The organism is Pseudomonas duriflava (assembly GCF_007830155.1).
In the GTDB taxonomy this organism is placed as follows: Bacteria; Pseudomonadota; Gammaproteobacteria; order Pseudomonadales; family Pseudomonadaceae; genus Chryseomonas; species Chryseomonas duriflava.
This window is the reverse complement of sequence record NZ_VLKY01000005.1, coordinates 265,013-291,774: the sequence shown is the minus strand read 5'-3', so window position 1 is coordinate 291,774 and position 26,762 is coordinate 265,013. Positions and strand designations below refer to the sequence as shown.

Sequence of the window (26,762 nt, the reverse complement as noted above, 5' to 3'; positions counted from 1 at the left end):
GGCTTGATCGTAAGGTGTCGCAGCATGAGCGCTGGTCAGAGCGCTTTACACGTTTACTAGGTCAGCTTAAATAGGTCGACTAAATGCGGTTGCACCTAGTTGCACCAGGGCGAGGTTGCCTCTATTCTTGCCGCCTTACTATAACAACCCCAACCGATAAGGCGAGGCAACATGGCGACTACCACTACGCTTGGCGTGAAACTTGACGAAGCCACCCGTGAGCGCTTGAAAGAGGCGGCCCGCCTTATCGATCGCACCCCGCATTGGCTGATCAAGCAGGCGATCTACACCTACCTGGAAACTCTGGAGAAAGGCGTCAGCGTTGATGAGCTGCAGAACATGGCAGCGCGTCTGGGCGAAGCCGACAATGAGATTGTCGAAGCGCTGGCCGACCCGGTTTACCAGCCCTTCCTGGAGTTTGCCGAAAGCATCCTGCCGCAATCTGCACTGCGCTCCGCCGTAACAGCAGCCTACCGCCGTCCGGAAGAAGAGATGGTACCGATGCTGCTGGAGCAGGCGCGTCTGCCCGAGGCTACCGCTGAGGCTGCCTACAAGCTGGCCTATCAGCTGGCCGAAAAACTGCGCAACGCCAAAGGCGCCAGTGGCCGTGCCGGTCTTGTTCAGGGTCTGCTGCAAGAGTTCTCGCTGTCTTCGCAGGAAGGCGTAGCGCTGATGTGCCTGGCCGAAGCCCTGCTGCGCATTCCAGACAAGGCCACCCGTGATGTCCTGATCCGCGACAAAATCGCCAATGGCAAGTGGAGCGACCATCTCGGCAAGAGCTCCTCGATCTTTGTCAACGCCGCCTCGTGGGGCCTGCTGCTCACCGGCAAGCTGGTGGCAACGCACAATGAAGAGAAGATGTTCTCGGCGCTCAACCGCATCATCGGCAAGAGCGGCGAGCCGGTCATCCGCAAGGGCGTAGACATGGCCATGCGGATGATGGGTGAGCAGTTTGTCACCGGCGAAACCATTGGTGAGGCCCTGGCCAACGCCACCCGTTACGAAGCCAAGGGCTTCCGCTACTCCTACGACATGCTTGGCGAAGCCGCCCTGACAGAAGAAGACGCCCAGCGTTATCTGGCGTCCTATGAGCAGGCGATCCATTCGATTGGCAAGGCCTCCCATGGCCGTGGCATTTATGAAGGCCCGGGCATTTCCATCAAGCTGTCCGCACTGCACCCGCGCTACAGCCGCGCTCAGTACGAGCGTGTGATGGATGAACTGTACCCGCGCCTGCTGGACCTCACCTTGCTGGCCAAGCAGTACGATATTGGTATCAATATCGACGCTGAAGAAGCCGATCGCCTGGAGATCTCTCTGGACCTGCTGGAGCGCTTGTGCTTCGAGCCAAAGCTAGCTGGCTGGAACGGTATCGGTTTTGTCATCCAGGCTTATCAGAAGCGCTGCCCCTATGTGATCGACTATGTAATCGATCTGGCCCGTCGCAGCCGTCACCGCTTGATGATTCGTCTGGTGAAGGGCGCTTACTGGGACAGCGAGATCAAGCGCGCCCAGATCGAAGGCCTCGAGGGTTATCCGGTCTACACCCGTAAGGTTTACACCGACGTGTCCTACATGGCCTGCGCTCGCAAGTTGCTGGCTGTACCGGAAGTGATCTATCCGCAGTTCGCCACGCACAACGCACATACCCTGGCGGCCATCTATCAGATCGCTGGTCAGAACTATTATCCCGGTCAGTACGAATTCCAGTGCCTGCACGGCATGGGCGAGCCCCTGTACGAGCAGGTAGTAGGCAAAGTAGCCGACGGCAAGCTGAATCGTCCGTGCCGGATCTACGCACCGGTAGGTACGCATGAAACCCTGCTGGCCTATCTGGTACGTCGTCTGCTGGAAAACGGCGCAAACACCTCGTTTGTCAACCGTATCGCCGATCACTCCATCTCGCTGAAAGAGCTGGTGGCCGATCCGGTGGCAACTATCGAGCAGATGGCGTCTCAGGAAGGCAAGCTGGGGCTGCCGCACCCGCGTATTCCGCTGCCGGTTGAACTGTATGGCGCGTCGCGTCGTAACTCCTGTGGTATCGATCTGGCCAACGAGCACCGTCTGGGCTCCTTGTCCGGCGCACTGATGGCCAGCCACAACACCGAATGGCGTGCAGCGCCTATGTTGGGTTGCACGGCGGAGGTTGGTATTCCTCAGGCCGTCCATAACCCGGCAGACCATCGTGATGTGGTGGGCTTTGTACAGAATGCCAGTCTGCAGGACGTAAGCAACGCACTGGACAGCGCCTTGGTTGCGGCACCGATCTGGCAGTCGACTCCACCAGAGCAGCGTGCTGCCGTGCTGGACAATGCCGCCGATATGATGGAAGCGCAGATCCAGCCGCTGATCAGCCTGCTGGTCCGCGAAGCGGGCAAGACTTTTGCAAACTCCATTGCAGAAGTGCGTGAAGCGGTGGACTTCCTGCGTTATTACGCCGCGCAGGTTCGTCGCGATTTTGCCAACGACACCCATCGCCCGTTGGGGCCGGTCGTGTGCATCAGCCCCTGGAACTTCCCGCTGGCGATCTTTACCGGTCAGGTAGCGGCGGCGCTGGCTGCCGGCAACACTGTACTGGCCAAGCCGGCTGAGCAAACTCCGCTGATTGCTGCCCAAGCCGTGCGTATCCTGCTGGAAGCTGGCGTGCCGGAAGGCGTGGTGCAATTGCTTCCTGGTCAGGGTCATACCGTCGGCTCGGCGCTGGTAAGTGACGAGCGCGTCAAGGGCGTGATGTTCACCGGCTCCACTGAAGTTGCCAATATCATCTCTCGCAACATTGCCGGTCGCCTGGATGCCCAGGGCCGTCCGATCCCGCTGATTGCTGAAACCGGCGGCCAGAATGCCATGATCGTAGACTCCTCGGCTTTGGCCGAGCAGGTGGTCATGGACGTGGTTGCCTCCGCATTCGACAGCGCCGGTCAGCGCTGCTCGGCCCTGCGTGTACTGTGTGTGCAGGAAGATGTGGCGGATCGCGTTATCGAAATGCTCAAGGGCGCCATGGCGGAGTGCCGTATCGGTAACCCGGATAACCTGCCGGTGGATATCGGCCCGGTGATCGACCAGGAAGCCAAGGCCAATATCGACAAGCACATCCAGGGCATGCGTGCCAAAGGCCGCTCGGTCTATCAGGTTGCTCGCTCTCAGGATGGTGCCGTGCACCGTGGCACTTTTGTGTTGCCAACCTTGATCGAACTGGAAAGTCTGGACGAGCTGGAGCGCGAAATCTTTGGCCCGGTGTTGCACGTGGTGCGCTTCGCCCGCCAGGACTTGAACCGCTTGATGGATCAGATCAATGCTACCGGTTACGGCCTGACGCTCGGCGTGCATACCCGTATCGACGAGACTATCGCTCAGGTGGTGGACAAGGCTCATGCCGGTAACCTCTACGTCAACCGCAACATGGTAGGCGCTGTAGTGGGCGTGCAGCCCTTCGGTGGCGAAGGCCTGTCCGGTACTGGTCCTAAGGCCGGTGGCCCGGTTTACCTGTACCGCCTGCTGTCGACCCGTCCGGTAGATGGCGTGGCTCAAGCCTTTGCGCGAGACAATCAGGAAAGCCCGTCCGACCTGACCTTGCGTAACCAGATGGAACAGCGTCAGGGCAAGCCGCTCGAGGCGTTACAAGCCTGGGCGAACCAGCAGAAGAACACGGCGCTGGCCGAGCTGTGCCAGGCGTTTGGCAAGCAATCCGTCAGTGGCGTGACTCGCGTACTGGTTGGCCCAACCGGCGAGCGCAACACTTACACCCTGTTGCCGCGCGAACGTGTGCTTTGCCTGGCAGAGGACGAAGGTGATCTGCTGGCTCAGTTGGCAGCGGTTCTGGCCGTAGGGAGTACTGCGCTGTGGGTACAGAGCGATCTGTCTCGCGCTTTGCGTGGTCGTCTGCCGCAAGCCGTCCAGGCCCGTATCAAAACCACGGCCGACTGGACCAAGGACGAGGAAACCTTTGATGCCGTTCTGCATCACGGTGACTCGGATCAACTGCGTCAGGTCTGCCAGCAGGTCGCTCAGCGTCGCGGGCCGATTGTGGGTGTTCAGGGCTTGTCCCAGGGCGAAACGGCGATTCCGCTGGAGCGTCTGCTCATTGAGCGTGCCTTGAGCGTCAACACGGCAGCGGCTGGTGGTAACGCTAATCTGATGACGATCAGCTGATCGTAGGCAAGCAAAAGCCCGGTTTCGACCGGGCTTTTTTATTTCAATAACAAAAGGAAGCAGTCATGAATGCTGTTTGGTGGATGGCCGGTCCAGAACAGACTTCATTGCGCGGCGTACGCTAATAAAGAACATCCTCCTTTACGCCTGCCGTCGGGCGGAAGAGTTATCTCGCCGCTAATACAGTTTCCTGTAGCGTAATCCCCCTTCATTATCGCGCCTTGCGACTATGCTCTCTGTGGTGCATTAGACGCAGAGCCTTGCACCAAGGACATAATCGCTCATGCGCTGCACCACGCGCACCATTTCATATCTTATGAATAGGGCAGGTGTCTTGCGCGACTAAAGGTCAATTCAGGGCTTGTCGTTATTTCTTGGTTAGCGCTAACATGGCTGAAAATAATGAATAGGCGCACACCGATGCGACCTGGGAGAGCTCATGACTCTGCGCGAAAACACATCTGCCACGCCGGCTCAAGCTGTCGTCATCATGGGCGTCAGTGGTTCGGGCAAGACCGAAACCAGCCTGGGTGTGGCACGTACGCTAGGCTTTCGTCATATCGAAGCCGATCATTTCCATTCCCCTGAAAACGTTGCCCGCATGAAAGCCGGCACGCCGTTGACCGACGCGGACCGCGTCGAATGGCTCAACCTGCTGCGCCTCGAAATGCAGAAGGCTGTGAACGACGGCGTCGGCTTTGTACTGTCCTGCTCGGCACTCAAGCGTAGCTACCGGGATCGCCTGCGCGATGCAGTGCCTGGCCTGCGCTTCGCTCATTTATCCTTGAGTTACGAAACGGCTTTGCAGCGTGTGGGGTCGCGCCCCGGCCACTACATGCCGACTTCTCTGGTGCAGAGTCAATTCGCTACCCTCGAGTCCCCAGAGGGCGAACCGGGTGTGTTGTGTGTGGATGCCACTGATCCCAGCCCGGTCGTGGTAGAGAAAATTTGCGCCTGGATGTATGCACCCATTCCAGATTCTGAAATGGCAGCGCTGATAGGCCTGTCGTCTAAGATGCCCGATGCGCCAACAACACGTAATGAGCCGCCGCTGACTCAGGGCCCTATCTATAGCAACCGTACGGCCCGACGCTTCGATCAGCTGACCGATGGGATGATGGCTATCTTGATGAGCTTCATGGTTGTGGCCGTTTTTGCCAACGTGGTGATGCGCTATGCCTTTGGAACCGGCTGGGCTGGCGCAGAAGAGCTATCACGGTTGGCCTTTGTCTGGCTGGTTTTTGTCGGGGTGGCCTCCAGCATGCGACGCGGCGAGTTGATGAGCTTCAGCATGATCCGCGACAAATTCCCCCGTCTGGCCCGCCGTCTGATTGACTCGGTCAGCTGGCTTCTGGTGGCTGGTGCCAGTGCATTATCCGCCTGGGGAGGCTGGAACCAGGTGCAGTTCGGTTGGCAAAACGAGAGTCCGGTCATGGGTTATCCCCTGGCGCTCGCCATGGTGCCGGTGCTGGTCAGTATGGTGGCTCTGGCGGTTCTGGCGTTGGTACAGCTTGTGGGTGTCTGGCGTGCGAACCCAATACCGGCGGCCCTGGCCAACGTAACCGCAGACTGAACCGGTCGATTCGGCCATCTTTGATAACAAAAAACGGGCGCTGCCCACCCGAGGACCGCTATGACTGTCGTCGTTTTCCTTTCGTCGCTGCTGGGTTTCATGGCCTTCGGAATGCCTATCGCCTTTGCGCTGCTGCTCACGGGCGCTGTGCTGATGTGGTATCTGGATTTCTGGGACGTACAACTGCTGGCGCAAAACCTGCAAAACGGTGCCGACAGCTTTCCGCTACTGGCCGTACCGTTCTTCATTTTGGCTGGCGAGCTGATGAATGCCGGAGGTATTTCCCGGCGGATCATCACCATGGCTCAGGCTTTTGTCGGGCATAAAAAAGGTGGGTTGGGGTATGTCGCCATCGCGGCCTCGGTGCTGCTGGCAAGTATGTCTGGCTCGGCCTTGGCAGATACCGCAGCGCTCGCTACGTTACTGCTACCCATGATGCGTCAGCGTGGCTATCCGCTCAGTCCCTCTTGCGGCTTGGTTGCAGCAGGCGGGATCATCGCGCCGATCATTCCTCCGTCCATGCCTTTTGTAATCTATGGCGTGGTAACCAACACGTCTATCAGTCAGCTGTTCCTGGCCGGTCTGGTGCCGGGCCTAATCATGGCGACAGGGCTGATCGTGGCCTGGACGCTTATTGCCAAGAACATTCACGAACCGCCGCAGGCCAAGGCAACAGCGGGTGAGCGTCTCAAAGCCATCAAAGATGGTATTGCTGCGTTGATGCTACCCGTCATTATCGTGGGTGGCCTGCGTGGCGGTTTGTTCACGCCAACCGAAGCGGCAGTCGTTGCGGCCGTTTATGCTCTGGTCGTCTCGACCCTGTTGTACCGTGAATTGAACTGGAAAGCACTGGTCGAGGTGTTGACCCGGGCGAGCCGCACTACTGCCTCCGTAATGTTTCTTTGCGCGGCTGCCACTGTTTCGGCCTATATGGTCACGCTGGCTCAGTTACCTGACGAAATCGCCGCAATGCTTGGCCCGCTGGCGGAAGATCCCAAGTTGCTTGTGGCGGCCATTATGGTTCTGATGATTGCCGTTGGCATGGTGCTGGACCTGACGCCCACTATTCTTATCCTCGGCCCGGTACTGGCACCTATTGCAGTCAAGGCTGGGGTCGATCCGGTGTATTTTGGCGTGATGTTTGTTCTGATCGGCTCGATCGGTTTGATCACGCCGCCAGTTGGCACAGTACTTAATGTGGTAGGTGGCATTGCCCGCATTCGGATGGAGCCGCTGGTGAAAGGCGTCATGCCTTTCTTTCTGAGCTACCTCTGTATTGTGGTGCTGCTGATCATCTTCCCGGAAATCATTACGGTGCCGCTGACATGGCTGCGCTAGTGCTCGAACTTATGACCGGTCGCGCCTGCACCGGCGTAAACCTGGCGGCTACCGCTCATGCCGCCACCCCTGCTGCTCAACCGACAACAATAAAGGTACTGCCCTTATGAAACGTTTTCTCTTCGCGACGCTAGCTGCCGCCATCCTGGCCGGTCCTCTGGCTTCCTTCTCTACCCAAGCCGCCGATGACATTCGCCCCCGTATGATCCGTTTTGGCTATGGTCTTAACGAAGACAGCAATCAGGGTCGTGCAGTCAAGCTGTTCGCCGAGGAGGTCGCCAAAGCCTCTGATGGCAAGCTCAAGGTGCGTGCCTTTGGCGCGGCCAGCCTGGGCCCGGATACCCAAATGCAAAACGCCTTGATTGGCGGGGCACAGGAAATGATGGTGGGCTCTACCGCTACGCTGGTCGGCATTACCAAGGAAATGGCCGTATGGGATACACCGTTCCTGTTCGAAAGTGAAAAACAGGCGGACTTCGTTCTGGATGGCCCGGTTGGCCAGCAGGTCATGGACAAGCTGAAGGAAAAGGGACTGGTAGGGTTGGTCTATTGGGAGAATGGTTTCCGCAACATGACCAACAACGTCCGTCCCATCAACAAGATGGAAGACTTTTCCGGCGTGAAGGTGCGGGTCATGCAGAACCCGGTGTTCCTCGACACCTTTAAGCAACTGGGCGCCAATGCCGTGCCGCTGCCGTTCTCCGAGCTGTTCACCGCGCTGGAAACCAAGGCCGTCGATGGTCAGGAAAACCCCTATAACACTATTCTGTCTTCTAAATTCTACGAAGTGCAGAAGTACCTGACCGTAACCAACCACGTCTACAGCCCCTGGATCATGCTGGCTTCCAAGCGCTGGTGGGACGGGCTGTCCCAGACCGAGCAGAACATCCTGATGGAAGCGGCCAAAAAAGCACGTGACGCCGAGCGTCTGGATACGCGTGAGGAAGGCAAGAAAGCTCTGGCGCAGCTCAAGGAAAACGGCATGCAGGTCAACGAAGTCCCGGCTGAAGAAGTCCAGCGCATGCGTGAAAAGGCGCAGCCGGCGATTCAGAGCGTGATCGACACTGTAGGCAAGCCCCTGTTCGATCAGGTACAGGCCGAAATCGCCAAGGCACCTAAGTAATCGTTCTGTGAAAGACCGCCCCTCCGGTCCGTGTCTGGCCGGAGGGGCTTTCGCTGTTGCCGTATCTCTCTGGATTATCTATGAGCCAACGCCGGCGCCGTACCAACGAGCGCGTCACCTTGTCCGACGTGGCGCGTGCGGCGGGGTGTTCGCTGATGTCTGTTTCCCGTGCGCTTTCGCAGCCTGATCGGGTTTCGCCCGCGCTGCGTGAGCAAGTGATGCAGGCCGTAAAGGCGTTGGGCTACGTACCGCATACGGCGGCACGTACCTTGGCCAGCGCTCGCTCCAATCTTGTAGCGGTGATCATTCCGTCGCTGTCCAATGTTGTGTTTGTAGATACCGTCGAAGCGATCCAGCATGTGCTGATGTCAGCAGGATTCGATATCATGATCGGCGTCAGCCACTACCGTGCCGAAGAAGACGAGCGCCTGTTGCGGGCCTATCTGGCCCATCAGCCGGCAGGGCTGATCCTGACAGGGTTCGATCGCAGTGATGCGGTCCACGCCATATTGGATGGTTATCACGGTCCGGTTGTAACGCTTATGGACTTGAGCGAGGTAGAAGAAAACTATTGCGTCGGTTTCTCCCAGCTGGCGGCTGGAGCTGCCATGACAAAAGCCTTGCTTGAGCAGGGATACCGGAACATTGCCCTGGCTGCCGCCCAGCTTGATCCGCGCACGCTCCAGCGTGTTGAGGGCTACCGCCAAGCCATGCGTGAGGCGCACTGTTACAATCCTGACCTCGAATTATTGACCCCTTATCTGTCCTCAGTCGGTTTGGGCGCTGAGCTGCTTGATCAACTTTTGGCTCGAGAGCAACCGTTCGACGCGGTGTTTTTCAACAACGACGATCTGGCGCTAGGCGCTCTGTTTCGAGCACAGCAGCGAGGAATTGCCGTACCAGAGCAGTTGGGCATCGCCGGGTTCAATGACCTGCCAGCCGCTGCGTGGGCGCATCCTTCATTGACGACCGTGCGTACCACTCGGGGCGAGATTGGTCGACAGGCTGCCGACATGCTGTTGACTCTCATGCGCGGCGAAAAACCAGCGAAGCACTGCATCGATGTGGGCTTCGAAGTCATTCTGCGCAAAAGCTCTTAGGTTTGTTACGGGCCAATAACAGAGTCTTACTGCTAGATATAAGTTTTTGTTCAGCAGCCGGTACGGCTACATCCGTAATCACAACACGCTCAGTCAAAGCACTGAACTAGGTGTGGGTCGCGAAGTGATTAACTTCGCCAAATCCACTGAGGTGTCTATCGCCAAACTGTAACGAAAGGAATGCATGCTAAATGCGTTGTCATTAACCCCATCACGGCATTTTTAGCCCGCTTCGGCGGGCTTTTTTTATGCGGCCCGATGCCGTCATGCTGTGCGCGAATCCTCGCGAATAATTTCTAAGGGCTACCGATATCGCATTCTTTGTTGTCTTTCTTGAGTAACGGCTGAGTCTTCCAGGGCCCTGCCAATCAGGTGACAAGGCGCGGCCAACCCATTACCGTGTTTCAGACCTCAGCTTTCTATGGAGAACGATAGCCATGAGTGACGCTTCTACCTATGTTCCTCCGGCGGTGTGGACGCCTCCTGCCTCCTCGGGCGGCACCTTTGCCAGTATCAACCGTCCTGTAGCCGGCCCGACCCATGACAAGGTGCTACCGGTGGGCAAGCATCCCCTGCAACTCTACTCGCTGGCGACCCCGAATGGGGTAAAGGTCACGATCCTGCTCGAAGAGCTCCTCGCGCTCGGCCACACAGGCGCGGAGTACGATGCGTGGTTGATCCGCATCGGTGAAGGCGACCAGTTCTCAAGCGGTTTTGTCGACATGAATCCCAACTCCAAGATTCCGGCCATGGTCGACCGCAGCGGTGATACCCCTGTGCGTGTGTTCGAGTCGGGATCCATCCTGGTTTATCTGGCTGAAAAATTTGGGGCCTTTCTTCCAGCAGCGGGACCGGCGCGTACCGAGACGTTGAACTGGTTGTTCTGGCAGATGGGTTCAGCGCCGTTTGTAGGCGGAGGCTTCGGCCATTTCTATGCCTACGCGCCGGAAAAGCTCGAATACCCTATTAACCGTTACGCAATGGAAGCCAAGCGCCAGCTCGACGTGCTTGACCGCCTGCTCGCCGAGCGACCCTATGTGGCAGGCGAGGAGTACACCATTGCCGACATGGCTATCTGGCCTTGGTACGGTGTGCTGGTTCAGGGTGGCCTCTACAATGCCGCCGAGTTCCTGTCGGTACAGGGCTACACCCATGTGAAACGCTGGGCTGACACTATTGCCGCCCGACCTGCCGTAGTGCGGGGACGCAAGGTTAACCGTGTGTGGGGTGATGAGTCGGAACAAGTGCCAGAGCGGCATGACGCGGCGGATCTCGACTAGACCACTAGGTGTTTATAGGGGCGCAGGCACTGTCTGATCAGCCCCTGGTTGCTTGCTGAGGATATCTATCAGACAAGACCGCGTGCGCGGCTACAGCGCGACGGCTAGCCGTGCGCTAGAACTGGCCTAGCTGGTCAAGTAAATCATCAGTAAGCGTGGAGTGCGGCGAGCCCTGCTGCGTCGGTGAGGGCGATGCAGAGCCAGTTCGATTTTGGTAGTACTACTCTGGCTCTGCTTAATCCTGGAGCATACCGCTAGACGCGTACGCCTGCTGTCTATTCAAAGGGAGAGCTAACTAGTGGTTCTGCTCATTCAGGATGAGCGATTACAGACCTACCCAGGCGGAAACCGTAGAAGCGGTTGTGTGCTCGTAAAGAATCAGGGAGCCGACCCCGATCAGTACAAAACCGCCCAGAATTTCGGCACGTTTTCCTATCAATGCGCCTATGGCACGTCCCAGCATTACCCCAAGCGTTACCATTGTCATGGTAGCGAGCCCGATGGCCAGGGCAGCAGTAAGGATGTTGACGTTGATAAACGCCAAACCGACGCCTACGGCCAACGCATCGATACTGGTTGCGATTGCTGTGATCACAAGCAGCCAGAAGGAGTGCCGACAAGGTTTTTCAGCTTCTTCCTCGGGCGCGCCAAACCCGGCCCGGATCATCCGAAGACCCAGGATCAGGAGCAAAACGAAAGCAATCCAGTGATCCCACTGTTGTACGAACGGGGCGGCAGCCAGACCGGCTGCCCAACCGATGACAGGGGTAATGGCTTCGACAGTGCCAAAGATCAGGCCGGTACGCAGCGCTTCGCTAAGACGAGGGTTATGCAGGCTGGCGCCTTTCCCTACCGCAGCGGCAAAGGCATCCGTGGACATGGCCAAGGCAAGCAGGACGAGGGCAATTGGATTCACGGCTTCGTACCGATCGGGCTCCTGTCCAATGACATATCCACGCGCCCGATACTGAACGCGGATACATCAATGGTCTCGCCAACCGATAGGTCGTTTATGCCACGGCATACCTGCCGAGGATGTTGACATAAACACTTTCGAACAACTCGAAAGCAGGCTACTCCCCAAAGAAGCCGCTACCTTACACAAAGAAATTTATCAAGTCTATCAGATAGATAGAGCTAATCTTTTTAGCAATGGCTATGTTTTTTGGGCCATATACCGGGGCTACAGCTCAGGACGTAACCGTTCCCCGTCGATAACAGGCACGCCTGAGAAATGCGGGCGCACATTTAGTGAGCCTGGGTCTAACTACAGGGCTCCTGCCGCCTGCCTTTTTCGATCTTTAGAGCGATACCCTTCATCTACAGCGTGACGGGTGATCTGAATACCGTCCAAGTCAATCAAAATATCTTCGACGGCCGTATAACCGGCAGCACCACAGGAAACAGCAATGCTGTGCATATTGAGCAGGGAGGCCAGTTCGGGGCGATTCAGTACGACCAAAACGGCGATTTCAATAACCTTGAAATCAGCCAGACCTCGTACGAGGGAGCGAATCAGATTGCCGTGACGCAAACAGGCTCGTTTAACCAGACGCTGCTTGATCAAACGCAAAGCTTTTACGCGTCTCAGGCTACTGTGACCCAAACAGGTATGGGCAATATCGCCAGCATTCGTCAGTAAGCGCAGCATGTTTAGACACAAGACGGTTACCGTCTTGTGTCATGCAGGGCGTCTGTTTATTGCCTCCGTTTGGCCTTGTTCAATTTATGTATATGTACATCGAAGAACAGCAGGGCCGGTGAACGACAGCAGAGAGCAGTCGGTCAAAGAATGACGCCACCGGGAGAGAGAGACATGACGATAGCGCGCGATCTGTTATGGGGTGCACTGGCCCTCGGCACGGTAACAGGCATGCGCAGCATGCTGGCGCCTACGCTGGTCAGCAGGGCGCTTGCCGAACACCCACATATTGACCAGATGGGCGAGCCGGCGCGCACATTGGCCATGCCGCGAACGCGTCATTTATTAACTCCGCTGGCCGCCAGCGAATTGATCGGCGACAAATTACCCTTTGCCCCGGACCGGACAATCAGCGCCTCAATGGCAGTACGGGCCGTGTCGGGAGGGCTTACCGCGGCAGCGTTGGCCAGCGCACGGCGACAGCCGATTCTGCTTCCTGCACTGCTCGGTGCTGTAGCGGCCTGTGCTTCGGCAAGCATCGGGCTCCGCCTGCGTAAGCGTTACGGCCGCTCCGGTGCGCTGGCCAATGCAGCGTTGGGCAGCCTTGAGGACTGTTTGGCAGTTACTATCGGTAACGCTGGGTTGCGACGCGCTATAGGCAAGAGCTGATAACAGGCTATGAGCTGTTTTTACCCAAAACTATAGCCAAAGGCTTACACGCAGTTTGGAGGAGTCGCTCTGTTGTAGCCACGCGCATCCCCGTAATCTACACACATTGGATGGAGCGAAGGATGCGCTCAGTCAGGTCAAGGATGATGACCACGCCAGGACGGCAACCCGATAAGGATATTGGGTACGGTCAGCAAAAACCCGCTTCGGCGGGTTTTTTGTTGTCTGCGATAATTTGCCGTAGCGTCAGGCTGTAACTTGCGTAGGAAACGAGAAAGGCACGTTTGAGGGACTAAAGCGGTATTTTTTAAATACTGGCTTGGCGGTCAGCAGATAGGCAGACTCATTCAAAATGTTGAAGGAAGGAGCTTATTTGGCGGCGCTTCTTAATCTGCATGGCACGAGCTGGATCACACCTGGGCATTAAGAGAGTCATGCGTAAACATATGCATAGAATGCGCTGGTTTTAAGTGCTGATTGGCGTTACAGGTAGAAGAAAAAGCCACGAACTCCCCGAGAGAAAGAGCAATGCATTCGTTTTGGGGAAACGAGCGAGGAGCCGTGGCAAACCATCACTTCTGGTAGCCAAGCATTCCTGCCTGGCTGAACGATAGTATGCGGACTCGGATGTAAAGAAGGTATTAGGCCAAGAGTAAAGGTGAGTAAAGATACTGATACTCATTAGCTGACCGCGTTGACTTGCTTAACAGTCCTAACGCCACCCAACTTCTCTGCAACTTTTTTAATCGACATTTTTTCATCAAGTAGTTGCTTGACTGCTTCGGTATCAATTCTAGGTTACCCGCTAGGCGATCCATTGTTAGCTTCTTGTACTCGCGTTACCTCAGTGAGTTAAGCGAGCGATCTAGATAGCTCATGCTGGCAATCTAATAATTTTCAGACAAAGCCTGAATTAGAAAATCGAGAGCAGACTGTAAGAAAGGCAGAGCAATAACCCCTATATATTTGTAATGTTTGAATATTGTTTTATGCAGGCGGGGTTCATAAAGCCTTTATGCTTGAGGCTTTAACAGCTTACAAGCAGGAGGGTGTTCATTAGGCTTTATTAAAGACTACTGTTGTCTCGCTTGATTTAGGCCGCTTAAAGAACTTTTTAGAACGATAACCTTAAGCTGGTAAAATCAATATTATATTTTAGGGGCCTTATGAAACTAAAATCAATGACCCCGGTTCTTACAGGCCATGGACGAGTTTACGATGCCTAGGCAGACTACCTGAGCGGCACCTTCCGTATTGGCATGACACCAATCTATTCCTTTTAAAGCTGTGGAGTCCCGTAAGGTCTCTCGCACATCTTTGATGGGGGATTTGTCGGGATCGTGATTGATTGCAGTATCGAAAGGAGCCTCTGAGTCATCAATGGCAACTACCACTGATGCCTCTAAAGCACCACATTCTCTTAGTCCCTGCTCTATTCTTTGCTGCTCATCTACACTTACAGCATTCCATTGATCTTTATTAACTCTAATAATAATCATGATTATTTTTCTCATAGTTCTAGTGTTGTTTGTTTTTAAATACGGCGTTCTGGTTTGTAAATAATCAGCTAGCCTGTAAGATTTATCATAGCAGCTTTGTATGGAATAAAATTAAATATATTTAAAATACTTAAAAGTATATGGCTTTGGCTGTTTATGCGTTTATTGCATATGCCGGTTTCGCCTTGATTATTAAGCCGATTTTGGATGTAGCGATATTTAAAAGAAGCAAGCGGAATTTTTATTTAGTCGTTTGGCCCATGATCACTTAAGTGATGATTTACAGGGCCAATTTATCTGAATGTCGACCTGAGCGGTAACAAGCTGGCCAAAACTCATACCAAACACATGCAGGAAGATGGGATCCCTTAAGGCGAGGCTCTTATTTGGATTTGTTGTAGTTATATTCGGCTATTATCGGCCTTCTTTCTTTTGTTAGCTTCCCTGCGTCATTAGCGTTAGCAATGATTGTTGTTTGGGCAGAGTACGACCGTTATCGACTCGGATAGCCCGGTGTAATGTCCTGCTCTCTTGGCCGTGGAGTGGCGGGCAGAGCTGTCTGATTCCATTCAGGAATGGTGTGGATAAGAAATACGATCTTTTGTATTCAACAGCCTCCCATAGAGTGTTCCTGGTCGAATGGAGAGCGCCATGGAACACAGCCCTTTAAATCCTGCTGAAAAGTTCGATGCATCCCGTGCTGGCGAGTATGCGCGCCAGAGCCGAATCGCTCTTGCTGGCTATGACGCCTGCCATGAGCTGGCTGCCTGCGTACTGGCGGCCAGCCTTGGTAATGGTGTTCCTGCACGTATTCTGGTGGTTGGGGTAGGCGGAACTGCTCAAGAAATCATTTTGTTGTCGGCCCTGGAGCCAGCCTGGACATTTGTTGGCGTTGATCCATCACCATCGATGCTGGAGACAGCAACAGAGCATTTGAAAGCCAATGGTTTGCTGGATAGAACTCAGTTGCTGCTGGGGACAGTCGATGATTTGCCTAACGACGCAGCCTATGATGCCGCGACATTGATTGGCGTTCTGCATCATGTTCAGGGGGACGACCACAAGAGAAGCCTGCTGCGTTCTATCCAGGCGCGCTTGAAGCCGGACGCACCGCTGATTGTTGCAGCCAATCACTATGCCTATGCAGAGCAGCCCTTTTTGCTCAAGGTATGGGGCGAGCGCTGGCGGCAGCAGGGGGCTACGTCCGATGAGGTAAAAGCCAAACTCGGGAAGATCTTGCAGGGAGCCGATCCGCCTCGTTCTGAAGAAGCCGTTCAGGGGCTTTTGCATGATGCCGGATTTGGAGACTGCCAGCGGTTTTTCAGTAGTCTGTTCTGGGGTGCTTGGGTAACGTCCAAGGTGGCTTGAAACAGGCTTTGGCTCTCAAGAGAAACCAGTCTTGCTCTAGTGTTGGTCTTTTACGGCTACGTTCCTGCCAGGGCAGAGAGTTCTCGTGGTAAGGACGGCTTTATCAGGTTTAACAAGCTTCCGCCTTTTTGCTGCGATTGCGTACGCTTTTTACGGTAACTAGAAGCACCGTGAGCACCTACTAGTTGAACACTCAGAGTCTGGCTTTTGTAATCTGTAACAGTTTTGCTATAGGGAGTTTATCGTGAGCTGCTTAATATCAAGGCTTTCCACTACTTGCTAGGTTCTATGACCTCCCTCTCGGAGCCTCCCAGTCGAAGCTCTTCTCATATTGATTCATTTATAAGCCTTGTTACAGCTCATGCTGTAAGGACACAGGCTATACCTCAAGCTTGTCTGTCCAATCCCTCTGCTTTTCCCCGTACGACTACGCTTCTGTGTGGCTTGACCATTGCCTCTCTATGCGAGGCGCCAGCCGGAGGCCCGCATGCTGTGGGGTCTCTAGGGGGACGTGTGCCTGTAAGTATTCAAACGACGCGAACTGCTAATCGCTTGTTTTTCTTTTGGACTAACTGAATAACTAACCTTTATGGAATGGATTGCTGATCCAACAGCATGGCTTGGCCTGCTGACGCTGATTGTTCTTGAACTGGTATTGGGTATCGATAACCTGGTCTTCATAGCCATTCTGGCTGACAAGTTACCACCTGCCCTGCGTGATCGAGCCCGGATCATTGGCCTGTCGCTGGCCTTGATCATGCGGCTTGGCCTCTTGGCCAGTATTTCGTGGATGGTCACGCTGACCGAGCCGTTGTTCGAACTGGTTGGCAAGAGTTTCTCGGGCCGTGATCTGATCATGCTGTTTGGCGGCATCTTCTTATTGTTCAAGGCCACGATGGAGCTGCATGAACGCTTGGAGGGGCATGTCGTTCAGCACCGAGGCAGTCGGGTATACGCTGCCTTTTGGCCGATTGTGGCGCAAATCGTGGTGTTGGATGCTGTGTTCTCCCTGGATGCTGTCATTACGGCGGTAGGCATGGTTGAGCATCTGTCCGTGATGATGATTGCCGTGGTGATCTCCATCGGTGTGATGATTGTGGCCAGTAAGCCATTGACCCGCTTCGTGAATGCTCACCCGACCGTGATCATGCTGTGCCTGGGCTTCCTGATGATGATTGGCTTCAGCCTTACCGCTGAAGGGCTGGGCTTCCATATCCCGAAAGGCTACCTCTATGCCGCGATTGGCTTCTCCATGCTGATCGAGTTGTTTAACCAGATCTCCCGGAGGCGTCGCCGGAAGAAGCTGCATGGCGACCTTACTCTTCGCGAACGCACCGCCTTTACGGTGATGCGCTTGCTGGGAGGGCGTAGGGTTGAAGCCGCTGAGGTGGATAGCGACATTGCTGATCTCTTGGAACCTGGCAGCGAGCCTGGCGAACCGGCGCTGTTCGAGCGGCAGGAGCGCATCATGATCAATGGTGTGCTCACATTGGCCGAGCGCTCGATACGTTCGGTCATGACGGTACGCACCGACGTGGATTATGTAGACCTGGCCAGCAGCCCCGAAGAGGTCCGTCAGGCCTTGGTCGAATCTGCCCATTCGCGTCTACCGGTGATTCGGCACGGCAAGATCGATGAGCCTTTAGGATATATCCATAAGAAAGAGGTATTCAGAGAACTGCTGGCGGGCCGTGAGCCTGATCTGGCCACGCTTATTCGCAAGGCGACGTTCTTGCCGGAAACCTGTCCGACCCTGAACGCCCTGGAGCAATTAAGAAAGGACTTGTCGCACATTGGCTTTGTGGTCAATGAGTTTGGCGACTTTGTCGGTGTATTGACCATCACCGATATTCTGGAAGCCATCACCGGGGATCTGCCCGATGCCAGCGAAATGGATGGACCGGATATTGTCGAAGAGCAGGGCGGCTATAGGGTCAATGGCGGCATGCCCCTGAGTCAGCTTAAAGCGCGTATCGGCTTTCAGGCGGAGGCAACGGAGGATTATCAGACCGTAGCGGGGTTGGTGATGAGCTTGCTGGATCGCCTGCCGGTCAAGGGCGACCGAGTGCAGTGGGAAGACTGGAGTCTGTCGGTAAGTGCGGTGGAGGAGCGACGAGCGAGTCAGGTCTTTTTGCGTAGGGCCACGGCGAAGTAATTTCTGACCCGCAGGGCTGGCTGTTGACCGTAAGGCAATGCGCAGGTGCGCCACTGTCCCTGCGCTCATTGCGCGGTTGCAACATCACTGCCGTGAATTGATAGGCACCGAGGGCGATCGGGATGATCGTCTCAGGCGCCCATCGGTTGCGTTCGGCCCGACTTAGCGGCCGCCTTCGGTCAGCTTTTCCGGGCTAAGCAGATGCTCCAGCTCTTCACGGCTGAGCTCCGTATGTTCAAGTGCGACCTCTATGATCGGTCGGCCTTCTTTATAAGCCAGCTTGGCGATTTCAGCAGCCTTCAGGTAGCCGATCAGGGGATTCAGGGCTGTTACCAGTATCGGGTTGCGGTCCAGGGCTTCCTTGAGTTTCGCCTGATTGACTTTGAAGGTAGCGATGGCGCGATCAGCTAGCAGATGGCTGACGTTGCTCAGCAGCTGAATGCTGTGCAGGAGATTTTGCGCAATGACTGGCAGCATCACGTTCAGCTCGAAATTGCCGGATTGTCCGGCCACGGTGATGGTTGCGTCATTTCCGATCACTTGCGCCGCGACCATGGCCGTAGCTTCGGGAATCACCGGGTTGACTTTGCCGGGCATGATCGAGGAGCCGGGTTGCAGGGCTTCCAGTTCGATCTCGGCTAGGCCGGCCAGCGGGCCGGAATTCATCCAGCGCAGATCGTTGGCAATTTTCATTAGTGATACGGCTGTGGTTTTCAGCTGCCCGGACAAGGCTACCGCCGTATCCTGCGAGCCGATCAGTGCGAAGAAGTTGGCGCCCGGTGTAAATGAAAGGCCTGTCAGTGCCTTGAGCTCGGTACAGAACTGTTCGGCGAAACGGGGATGAGCGTTGACGCCTGTGCCTACGGCCGTGCCGCCTTGCGCCAAGGCTTGCAGGCTTGGTTGAAGTGCGGTGAGGTACTGGATATTCGACTGGATCTGTTGTGCCCAGCCATCCAGGGCCTGACTCATGCGCACCGGCATGGCATCCATCAGATGAGTACGGCCGGTCTTCACGAATGGGTGTACTTCCAGCGATTTTTCGCAGATCACACTCAACAGATGCCCCAGAGCAGGTAACAACCGCTCATGCAGTTCAATAGCCGCGCTTACATGGATACTGGTCGGGATAATGTCATTGCTGCTTTGGCCGCAATTGACATGATCGTTCGGGCTGACTGTGTCGCCGAAACGGCGGCTGGCAAGCGTGGCGATCACCTCGTTGGCATTCATGTTAGTGCTGGTGCCTGAGCCGGTCTGGAACACATCCACAGGAAAGTGGGCCATGAAATCTTCCTTGAGCAACTGCTGGCAGGCGTCGCTGATGGCATCGCCCAGTTCGACGCTTAGCTGTCCTAATTCCACATTGGCCTGTGCAGCGGCGGCCTTGGCCAGAATAAGGGCCCGTACGAACGCTGCGGGCATCCGCTGGCCAGACACCGGAAAGTTGTTCACGGCCCGCTGTGTCTGCGCACCATAGAGTGCTTCTGCCGGTACTGCCAATTCGCCCATGCTGTCGCGTTCGATACGGTTGTTATTCATAAGGGTTTCCTTCTGCTAGTTCTGCGGGGGAGAGGGAGGGCTGTAGCTGCAAGGTGGCCAGGCGATTACGCACCGTAATGAAGGTACGCTGCTGCGCATGGGTCTTTACCAGTTGCTGCATGACATGCAGCGGACGCCAGGCATGGTCCAGGCACAGGCAACGCCAATGCCATGGCAAGGCAGGATCGCAAGCTGTGTCGAGAAATAGGTTCAAGCTTGTGCAGGCCATATACCAGGGGCTTAGCTGCCCATGCTCGACCAAGCTGACGCCATGGCTCTGAAAGCACTCAACCAGATGCGGCTGCTCTGGGGCCAGTGCGCAGCGGATCATGAAACTTTGCCAATGCCAGCACTCGCGGCATGGTCTGTTGTGGGATCTGATAATGGGACTATCCTCACGGCGAAAATGATATTAACCATCATATGCAAATAATAATCAATATCAACAATGTGTCGAGTGTGGCCGTTTCAACAGACAAAGCGAGTCATTCGCAGATAAGTGTTGCCTCACTCGGGTTTGGGGAGGAGAACTCACGGGCGTGGACGTAGGGTGAAAACGAGCGCAGCGCAATAAAACGGCGGGGCACAGGGGCGGTCGGCTCAATAGGCAGACACGCGCCCGTGTTCTTTAAAAAAGTGGCTTCGATGTGTCCGAAACTTTGCTGAACCTTTACCTAGCGTTCATGGACTCTTGCCTAGGCGTCCGGATAATCCGCACATCGCCCTATTTCGGCCTGTCTTCTTTGGTCTTCGCTCCATGCGCTTTAGTCGTGTCCTGCCGTTTGCCCTGTTGTGGTGTGCTCCTTTTGCCAATGCTGATACTGTCTGGCTCAAGAACGGTGACCGCTTAACCGGTACGATCAAGCTGTTGGATAGCAAGAAACTGCTGCTGCAAACCGAGTATGGAGGAGACATGCCTCTTGCCTGGGACAAGATCAAGACCTTGCAGCGTGACACTCCTATCCTCATCCAGCGCGGCGCCCACGAACAGAACGTTGAAGCCCAGTCGCTTAAGCCGGGCGATGACGGTTACGTTGTCATGCAGACCCAGGAGGGCGCTCGTACCCTGGCGCTTGCCAGTATCACCCAGATTGTCTCTCCCAAGCCTTTTCTGCGGGATTTGAGCTGGAAAGGCAACGTTGATGTAGGTCTCGACTATATCAATGCGTCCTCGGCCGATACCGAAGACTACAACATCGATTTCAAGACCCAAGCACGTCATGGTCTATGGCGACACAACGCTACGGGCAGCTACAACCGCTACGAGAGCGATGATTCGGTCTCTACCCATAACTATTCGTTGGAGTATGCCCTTGATCGCTTCTTCAATGAAAAACTGTTCTGGCAAGGTCGGCTGGAGTACACCCGGGATTGGGTAGAGGAGCTGAGTAGCCAGCGTGTCATTGGTACGGGCCCGGGCTATCAGTTCTGGGATAACGAACTGGGTGCTTTTTCCATGACCGGGCTGATCAATCAGAATCGCTTCGAATTTACTGATGGAGGTTCTGCCGAATTTCTATCGGCCAACCTCAAATGGGATTACAGCCGCAATCTGTATGGACAAACCGTACAGTTCTTTACCACTGGAGAAATCGGACGACCCTTTGATGGCATCGCTGACCTGACTTTCGACGGTGAGGTAGGGGTGCGCTACAAGATCACTAACTGGGCCTCGCTTAACCTTAAGGCCTCTCAGGCTTATATTGGCGGTGCGCCAGGTGATGCTAACAAAACCGAATACACCGCTGGCTTTGGCATTACCTGGTGAATGCCAGATTTCTAGTAGCGTTGCTTTTTTAGGCTGTGACCGATGCAAATAACATGGACGTACGCATCGTCTTTAATGGCTGGTCGTTAGCTAGGTGCAATCAATCCATTTTGCCCACCCAGGCCATAGTGAGGAGGGGCAGCTCGTAAAGCGTTGGCTTATATTCTTAAAATGAATAACTTAATAGTTTGTTATTCTTTTTTCTTTGAGTCGAAATGCCCTAAAGTACAAGAACATCACGCAGGGGTGTTCTTTATGCATGACTCATCCATGTCTTACCTGATCGTTCCCGGCTGGCAGGGCTCGCCTGACAATCATTGGCAAAGCCATTGGCAACGTTCTTTGCCTCAGGCCGACCGGGTAGAGCAAGCGGACTGGCTTGCCCCGGTGCGTCAGGAGTGGATCAGTACGCTCGAGCGGTATATTGGTAGCAGCACTACACCTGTCCTGTTGATTGCCCATAGCCTCGGCTGTGTAACGGTGACGCATTGGGCGAGCCAGGCATCGCCCCGGTTGCTGAATCGAGTGGCAGGCGCCTTGCTTGTTGCACCTGCTGATGTAGAGCGGCCGAGCTGCCCGGCGGCATTGACAAACTTTGCCCCTTTGCCCCAGACACCGCTGCCTTTCCCGGCGTTTATGGTTGGCTCCGACAATGATCATGCTGCTCAGGTTGACCGCATCCATTGGCTGGCCCGTCAATGGCAGGCCGAGCTAGCGATCCTGCCTGGCGCTGGTCACATCAATGTGAAGTCCGGTCATGAACGTTGGGAGGAAGGTTTCACATTCTTGTATCAACTTCAGGAACGGATCGAGCAAACGTCACGATATCGAGCTTAACTGCTATCCGTCAGCTGTATTTCCGTGTTCTGCCACATCCACACTGCACAGGAGAGTTTCCATGAGCCTCAGATTGGGCGATATCGCTCCCGACTTCGAACAGGACTCCAGTGAAGGCCGTATCCGCTTCCATGAGTGGCTGGGCGACAGTTGGGGCGTTCTGTTCTCCCACCCAGCCGACTTCACGCCGGTTTGCACAACGGAGCTGGGCTATACCGCCAAACTCAAGGATGAATTTGCAGCCCGTAACGTCAAGGTTATCGCGCTTTCGGTTGATCCGGCTGACTCGCACCGCCGCTGGATAGAAGACATCAACGATACCCAAAAGACTACGGTCAACTTTCCTATCATTGCCGATGAGGATCGGCAGGTGTCAGCGTTATACGACATGATCCACCCAAACGCGAATGACTCCCTGACGGTACGCTCGTTGTTTGTTATCGACCCAAACAAGAAGATTCGCCTGATCATTACGTACCCGGCCAGTACCGGACGTAATTTCAATGAAATCTTGCGAGTGATCGATTCCCTGCAGCTGACCGATACCCATAAGGTTGCAACACCGGCTAATTGGGAGCAGGGCGGGGATGTAGTTATCGTGCCGTCACTAAAGGATGAAGACGAGATCAAGCAGCGCTTTCCAAAGGGCTATCAGGCCATTCGGCCTTATTTGCGGATAACCCCACAGCCCGACAAGTAATGCGTTTATAGAGCTGTGAACGAGCGCTTTTATTGAAATCAGAGGGCCAGCCGGACGGCCCTCTGCTCCAAAAACTGCCATGACTCAACGCGATCGTTCAAGTCTCTAGCCCGTACACTATCTAAAGCACCTTTAGCCCGCCGCAAGGCAGGTTTTTTATCATTACTAGCGTTTGGTGATGGCTTCGAGCGTGCTCTTGATCAACGTGTCGAACTGAACGGGCTTGCTCAGATGGTGGTTGAAACCCGCTTTTATGGCTTTCTCCACTTGTGTAAGCGCTTTATTGGCTTGTGAATGCTGGCTTAAAAGGTATCACACCACATAAAACGCAATAGCAACAAAGTGCAGCAGGCTGCCTGCCATAACAAACAAATGCCAGATGCCATGCCAATGGCGGAAGCGACGGTCGTACGCAAAGAAAATGATTCCCAGCGTATACAGGCATCCACCGGCGAGGAGCCAGGTAAAGCCTACTGAACCCAGTGCCGTCAGTAAGGGCTTTACTGCCACCAGAACGATCCAGCCCATTACGGCATAAATCACCACGGACAGCACCCTTGCCTCGGAGCGCGGCTTGATCTCCTGCAGCATTCCGATAATGGCCAGGCTCCAGACAATGCCAAATAGTGACCAGCCCCACGGGCCTTGCAGGGTCACCAGACAGAACGGTGTATAGCTTCCGGCGATCAGCAGGTAGATCGACAGGTGATCAACCTTGCGCATGATCACCTTGGCCCGTCCTTGTACGCTGTGGTAGATCGTCGATGTGCTGTAGAGCAGCACCAGCGTGATGCCATAGATCACGACGCTTATGATTTTTGATGGATCACCATCGATACTGGCAACAATCAGTAGCCAAACGGCCCCCATAAAAGCCAGCACCACGCCGATCAGGTGGGTCCAGGCATTGAATCGTTCACCGTAATACATAGCGTTTCTTATCCAGCGGGCGTTTTTGACAGAGTGGGATGAGACCTCGTGTGGTTTGACCACCCGTCTGTTAAGCGCGTTTCGCTGAGGCTTCGCAGAGCCCTGTCTCCACCGGTCGCTTGTCTCTTAAATAACCTTACGTCCGAACATGAATCGGCCTATTGTGAGAAGACGGCGCGGCTGGCATAGGCGCCATGACCCTCGAGGGTGTGTTCTTCACCCAGGCCTCTTCTTGGATCTCTTACCAAGCACATAGCAGGACGCGTTCCTGCTGTATTTGATTCAGGAGGCATTGCATGTCTGATCGCCAGAGTGGAACCGTCAAGTGGTTCGACCGTGCCAAGGGATACGGTTTTATTATCCAGACGGAGGGTCCTGAGCTGTTCGTACATCACTCTTCAATTTTGGGCCCTCATGTCGTCAAGCAATTGATGACGGGGCAATCCGTGTCTTACATCGCCGCCGAGGGCAAGCCAGGAAAAGGCATGCAAGCCGAGTCGGTCCAAACGTTTTCAGAGGTCGCGCATTTGTTGTAAGCGGCCACGCCAGTGTGAGCGTTCCATAAGCTCACGCTAAAGGGTGATACGCACCTGGGGCCTTGCCTCAGCGTGCGATCCGGAGAGGGAACTCGCTATCGCCATACATAATGACCTGTGAGGAAAACAATATGGAACAGTATCTCAAGACATTGGACTCATCGTTTGTTAGCAATCATCCCGTGGTTTCGGCGCTTCGGCCCGATGGAAGCCTGACCCTGACGTTTGCTACGGATGATAAAGATGTTGTCGCGATTCGAGTGATCTCGGCGGCGGATCTCAAGGATTCGGAGCGGTTGCAGACGCATATCGCAGAGATCGAAAAGCAGCTACTGATTATGGCGGGCAAGCTGGATCGTCATACCATCACTCGCAGCAACATGGTGTATTTGAGCAATTTTCGGAATGAGTGGACGCAGTCGCCGTTGGCTCCCAGAAAGCAGAAACTGCCCTTACAAGTGCCGCCTGAAGAGAGCGGCCCCATCTAAGGAAGGCAGTGTTGCCATAAGGCTCTTTTTTACTGCAGTTCACGCTCGAAACCTTTCAGTCTACCGGCCTTCCTAAGACAGGCATGTTTGATAGCTCGCTATATGTGATGGCTGGCTATTTCCAATTCTGAGGCATAGTCTTATGCCTCCAAGGCCCGGTATGTTAGATACTGATGCCTATGTCTAATCTCTGTTGGGGCAGATTGAGTTGAAACAGCTAACGCGCTTGAAAAGCGGAATCGACGGGCTGGATGTTTTGCTGCAAGGTGGCTTCGTGGCCGGCGCCTCGTATGTCATCCAGGGCCGTCCGGGTTCCGGTAAGACGATTCTGGCCAACCAGGTCGCTTTCAATTACGTGCGGGAAGGAGGGCGGGCATTGTTCGCAACGCTCCTGTCCGAGTCGCACGAGCGCATGTTCCAATTTCTCTCTACGCTCAGCTTTTTCGATCATTCCATGGTTGGGGGCGATATTCAGTACCTCAGCGCGTTCGATACCATGGAAAACGAAGGGCTGGATCAGGTCGTCAAGTTGCTGCGCCGGGAGATTACCCGGCAAAAGGCCTCTTTGCTGATTGTTGACGGTTTGCTCAATGCCCGTACCAAGGCTGAAACCGCACTCGATACCAAGCGCTTTATCGCCGAGCTTCAAGCTCACGCGGCGTTTGCCAAATGCACTGTACTGTTCCTGACCAGCTCCCAACTCAACGATGGTAGTCCCGAACTCACCATGGTCGACGGGGTGTTGGACATGAGAGAGGAAACTAAGGGTGTCCGCTCCGTTCGCCGAATAAGCCTACGCAAGACCCGAGGAAGTAGCGCCCTGACAGGCCTGCATGAATACGAGATCACTGATCAGGGGTTCGTCGTGTACCCCCGGATTGAGTCGGTCTATAACAAACCGTATTTGCAGGAGTGGTTGAACGAACGGCGCGTGACCAGTGGCGTAAAACCGCTGGATGACATGCTGGGTGGCGGCCTGCCACATACGTCTATCTCGTTACTGATGGGGCCTTCTGGATGTGGAAAGACCACGCTTGGTCTTCACTTCATGGCCCAATGTACGGCAGAAGAGCCAGGCGTGATTTTCGGTTTTTACGAAACGGCTGAAAAGCTGAAGTCAAAAGCGGAAAGGATTGGGCTTGATTTTCGAACGCCGATGGATGCCGGGGTCATAAAAATGGTCTGGCAACCTACGGTCGAATTGCAGTTGGACCGCCTCGGGCATCAGATCATCAATGAGGTACGTAGGCATCAAGCCAAGCGCGTACTAATCGACAGCTTGGGCGCTATTGCCCGACTGGCGATGGATCAAAATCGGATGGTGGAGTTTTTTACCGCCTTGACGAACGAACTGCGCAGTATGGATGTCACGGTATACGGAACCTGGGAGGTCAGAAATATTTTCGGCCCGGACATCAATGCGCCTTCTTCAGAACTCTCGAGTATCACAGACAATCTATTTTTGATGCGTTTTGCTGAATTGAACGCCGAGCTCAAGCGTGTCATGTCCATCGTGAAGGTCAGGGATAGCGATTTCGATCCTACGCTGCGGGAAATTGTCATCAATAACCATGGTCTCGATTTAACTAAGGCTTTCAGACATGCGGAGATGGTTCTTTCGGGGTCACCCACCTCGTACGATCGAACCTGATTTCGTCAGCGCTCAATTGGGAGCTGAAGTATGACGACAATTCTAGTGGTAGATGACGAATTCTTGATCGCGGATATCCTATCCCTGGCTTTGGAAGACGCAGGTTACATGGCTGTTCAGGCTAGTAATGGCAAGAAGGCGCTTGAGGTTCTGGACCGTGAGCAGCCCGCGTTAGTCATCACCGACTTTATGATGCCGGCTATGAATGGTCTGGAGCTTGCGCTGGCCATGAAGGAGCGAGAGGACTTCAAGCGCTTGCCTATTATTCTGACCACGGGTGCCCAGGCGCATATCGCTCAACAGAACAATCATTTGTTCGATGCGATTTTCGAAAAGCCTTTCGACGTTTTCGAAATTATCGACACGGTTACCAGGCTTGTCGGCACACCCTGACGGAAGCCGGATAACCGCTACCAA

Annotated in this window: 22 protein-coding genes and 1 riboswitch; of the genes, 16 read left to right on the top strand and 6 right to left on the bottom strand. The window is 54.8% G+C overall.

From position 1 onward, the window contains the following. The first annotated feature begins 171 nt into the window (after window positions 1-171). From putA to yghU, 6 genes are all read left to right on the top strand, one after another. A complete protein-coding gene (putA, locus tag IQ22_RS09500; protein ID WP_145141059.1) occupies window positions 172-4,149 on the top strand; it encodes a trifunctional transcriptional regulator/proline dehydrogenase/L-glutamate gamma-semialdehyde dehydrogenase in 3,978 nt (1,325 codons plus the stop codon). Between the two features lie 490 nt (window positions 4,150-4,639). Continuing rightward, complete coding sequence (locus IQ22_RS09495; RefSeq protein WP_145141190.1) at window positions 4,640-5,722, top strand: gluconokinase, GntK/IdnK-type; 1,083 nt, start codon at window positions 4,640-4,642, stop codon at window positions 5,720-5,722. Window positions 5,723-5,782: 60 nt separating this feature from the next. Further along, window positions 5,783-7,060 (top strand): TRAP transporter large permease, encoded by a 1,278-nt coding sequence (locus IQ22_RS09490; RefSeq protein ID WP_145141057.1) that lies wholly within the window; start codon window positions 5,783-5,785, stop codon window positions 7,058-7,060. Window positions 7,061-7,166: 106 nt separating this feature from the next. Continuing rightward, entirely contained in the window at window positions 7,167-8,183 is a 1,017-nt protein-coding gene (locus IQ22_RS09485; RefSeq protein ID WP_145141055.1) for a TRAP transporter substrate-binding protein, read from the top strand. 80 nt (window positions 8,184-8,263) lie between these two features. Then, window positions 8,264-9,283 carry an HTH-type transcriptional regulator GntR gene (gene gntR / locus IQ22_RS09480; protein WP_145141053.1) on the top strand — a complete coding sequence of 340 codons (1,020 nt, stop codon included), beginning with the start codon at window positions 8,264-8,266 and terminating at the stop codon, window positions 9,281-9,283. 437 nt (window positions 9,284-9,720) lie between these two features. Beyond that, a complete protein-coding gene (yghU, locus tag IQ22_RS09475) occupies window positions 9,721-10,563 on the top strand; it encodes a glutathione-dependent disulfide-bond oxidoreductase (protein WP_145141051.1) in 843 nt (280 codons plus the stop codon). Between the two features lie 325 nt (window positions 10,564-10,888). Here yghU and mntP read toward each other — a convergent pair whose 3' ends face one another. Both mntP and IQ22_RS09465 read right to left on the bottom strand, forming a co-directional pair. Further along, complete coding sequence (gene mntP / locus IQ22_RS09470) at window positions 10,889-11,479, bottom strand: manganese efflux pump MntP (protein ID WP_145141049.1); 591 nt, start codon at window positions 11,477-11,479, stop codon at window positions 10,889-10,891. An 8-nt stretch (window positions 11,480-11,487) separates the two neighbouring features. Beyond that, window positions 11,488-11,652, bottom strand: a riboswitch (yybP-ykoY riboswitch). A 178-nt stretch (window positions 11,653-11,830) separates the two neighbouring features. After that, window positions 11,831-12,214 (bottom strand): hypothetical protein, encoded by a 384-nt coding sequence (locus IQ22_RS09465; RefSeq protein WP_145141047.1) that lies wholly within the window; start codon window positions 12,212-12,214, stop codon window positions 11,831-11,833. 165 nt (window positions 12,215-12,379) lie between these two features. Between IQ22_RS09465 and IQ22_RS09460 the strand changes: the two genes are divergently transcribed. After that, window positions 12,380-12,874: a DUF4126 family protein gene (locus IQ22_RS09460; RefSeq protein ID WP_145141045.1), complete on the top strand. Its 495-nt coding sequence runs from the start codon at window positions 12,380-12,382 to the stop codon at window positions 12,872-12,874. A gap of 1,178 nt (window positions 12,875-14,052) precedes the next feature. Here the strand turns inward: IQ22_RS09460 and IQ22_RS09455 are convergent. Continuing rightward, the gene (locus IQ22_RS09455; RefSeq protein WP_145141043.1) at window positions 14,053-14,373 is read right to left on the bottom strand and encodes a hypothetical protein; all 321 of its coding nucleotides are present in this window, start codon (window positions 14,371-14,373) and stop codon (window positions 14,053-14,055) included. A 651-nt stretch (window positions 14,374-15,024) separates the two neighbouring features. Here IQ22_RS09455 and IQ22_RS09450 point away from each other — a divergent pair. Both IQ22_RS09450 and IQ22_RS09445 read left to right on the top strand, forming a co-directional pair. After that, complete coding sequence (locus tag IQ22_RS09450) at window positions 15,025-15,741, top strand: SAM-dependent methyltransferase (RefSeq protein WP_145141041.1); 717 nt, start codon at window positions 15,025-15,027, stop codon at window positions 15,739-15,741. Between the two features lie 589 nt (window positions 15,742-16,330). Continuing rightward, complete coding sequence (locus tag IQ22_RS09445) at window positions 16,331-17,896, top strand: TerC family protein (protein ID WP_145141039.1); 1,566 nt, start codon at window positions 16,331-16,333, stop codon at window positions 17,894-17,896. A 162-nt stretch (window positions 17,897-18,058) separates the two neighbouring features. Here the strand turns inward: IQ22_RS09445 and IQ22_RS09440 are convergent, their stop codons facing one another. After that, on the bottom strand, window positions 18,059-19,435 hold the full coding sequence (locus tag IQ22_RS09440) for a class II fumarate hydratase (RefSeq protein WP_145141037.1): 1,377 nt from the start codon (window positions 19,433-19,435) through the stop codon (window positions 18,059-18,061). Further along, window positions 19,428-19,766: a FagA protein gene (locus IQ22_RS09435; RefSeq protein ID WP_244309050.1), complete on the bottom strand. Its 339-nt coding sequence runs from the start codon at window positions 19,764-19,766 to the stop codon at window positions 19,428-19,430. The genes IQ22_RS09440 and IQ22_RS09435 overlap by 8 nt, the downstream gene beginning before the upstream one ends. Before the next feature lie 426 nt (window positions 19,767-20,192). Between IQ22_RS09435 and IQ22_RS09430 the strand changes: the two genes are divergently transcribed. The 3 genes from IQ22_RS09430 to IQ22_RS09420 all read left to right on the top strand — a co-directional run bounded on the left by IQ22_RS09430 (window position 20,193) and on the right by IQ22_RS09420 (window position 22,740). Continuing rightward, entirely contained in the window at window positions 20,193-21,203 is a 1,011-nt protein-coding gene (locus IQ22_RS09430; RefSeq protein WP_145141035.1) for a DUF481 domain-containing protein, read from the top strand. 255 nt (window positions 21,204-21,458) lie between these two features. Further along, complete coding sequence (locus tag IQ22_RS09425) at window positions 21,459-22,040, top strand: alpha/beta hydrolase (RefSeq protein WP_145141033.1); 582 nt, start codon at window positions 21,459-21,461, stop codon at window positions 22,038-22,040. A gap of 61 nt (window positions 22,041-22,101) precedes the next feature. Beyond that, window positions 22,102-22,740, top strand: coding sequence for a peroxiredoxin (locus tag IQ22_RS09420; RefSeq protein WP_145141031.1), 639 nt, complete (start codon window positions 22,102-22,104; stop codon window positions 22,738-22,740). Window positions 22,741-23,052: 312 nt separating this feature from the next. Here IQ22_RS09420 and trhA read toward each other — a convergent pair whose 3' ends face one another. Continuing rightward, window positions 23,053-23,670 (bottom strand): PAQR family membrane homeostasis protein TrhA, encoded by a 618-nt coding sequence (gene trhA / locus IQ22_RS09415; protein WP_145141029.1) that lies wholly within the window; start codon window positions 23,668-23,670, stop codon window positions 23,053-23,055. A 296-nt stretch (window positions 23,671-23,966) separates the two neighbouring features. Here trhA and IQ22_RS09410 point away from each other — a divergent pair, with 296 nt between their 5' ends. From IQ22_RS09410 to IQ22_RS09395, 4 genes are all read left to right on the top strand, one after another. After that, window positions 23,967-24,206: a cold-shock protein gene (locus IQ22_RS09410; RefSeq protein ID WP_145141027.1), complete on the top strand. Its 240-nt coding sequence runs from the start codon at window positions 23,967-23,969 to the stop codon at window positions 24,204-24,206. A gap of 131 nt (window positions 24,207-24,337) precedes the next feature. Then, window positions 24,338-24,694, top strand: a complete 357-nt coding sequence (locus IQ22_RS09405; protein WP_158635424.1) for a DUF3509 domain-containing protein — start codon at window positions 24,338-24,340, stop codon at window positions 24,692-24,694. A 208-nt stretch (window positions 24,695-24,902) separates the two neighbouring features. After that, the gene (locus tag IQ22_RS09400) at window positions 24,903-26,345 is read left to right on the top strand and encodes an ATPase domain-containing protein (protein WP_145141023.1); all 1,443 of its coding nucleotides are present in this window, start codon (window positions 24,903-24,905) and stop codon (window positions 26,343-26,345) included. 30 nt (window positions 26,346-26,375) lie between these two features. Further along, a complete protein-coding gene (locus IQ22_RS09395; protein ID WP_145141021.1) occupies window positions 26,376-26,738 on the top strand; it encodes a response regulator in 363 nt (120 codons plus the stop codon). Window positions 26,739-26,762 lie beyond the last annotated feature (24 nt).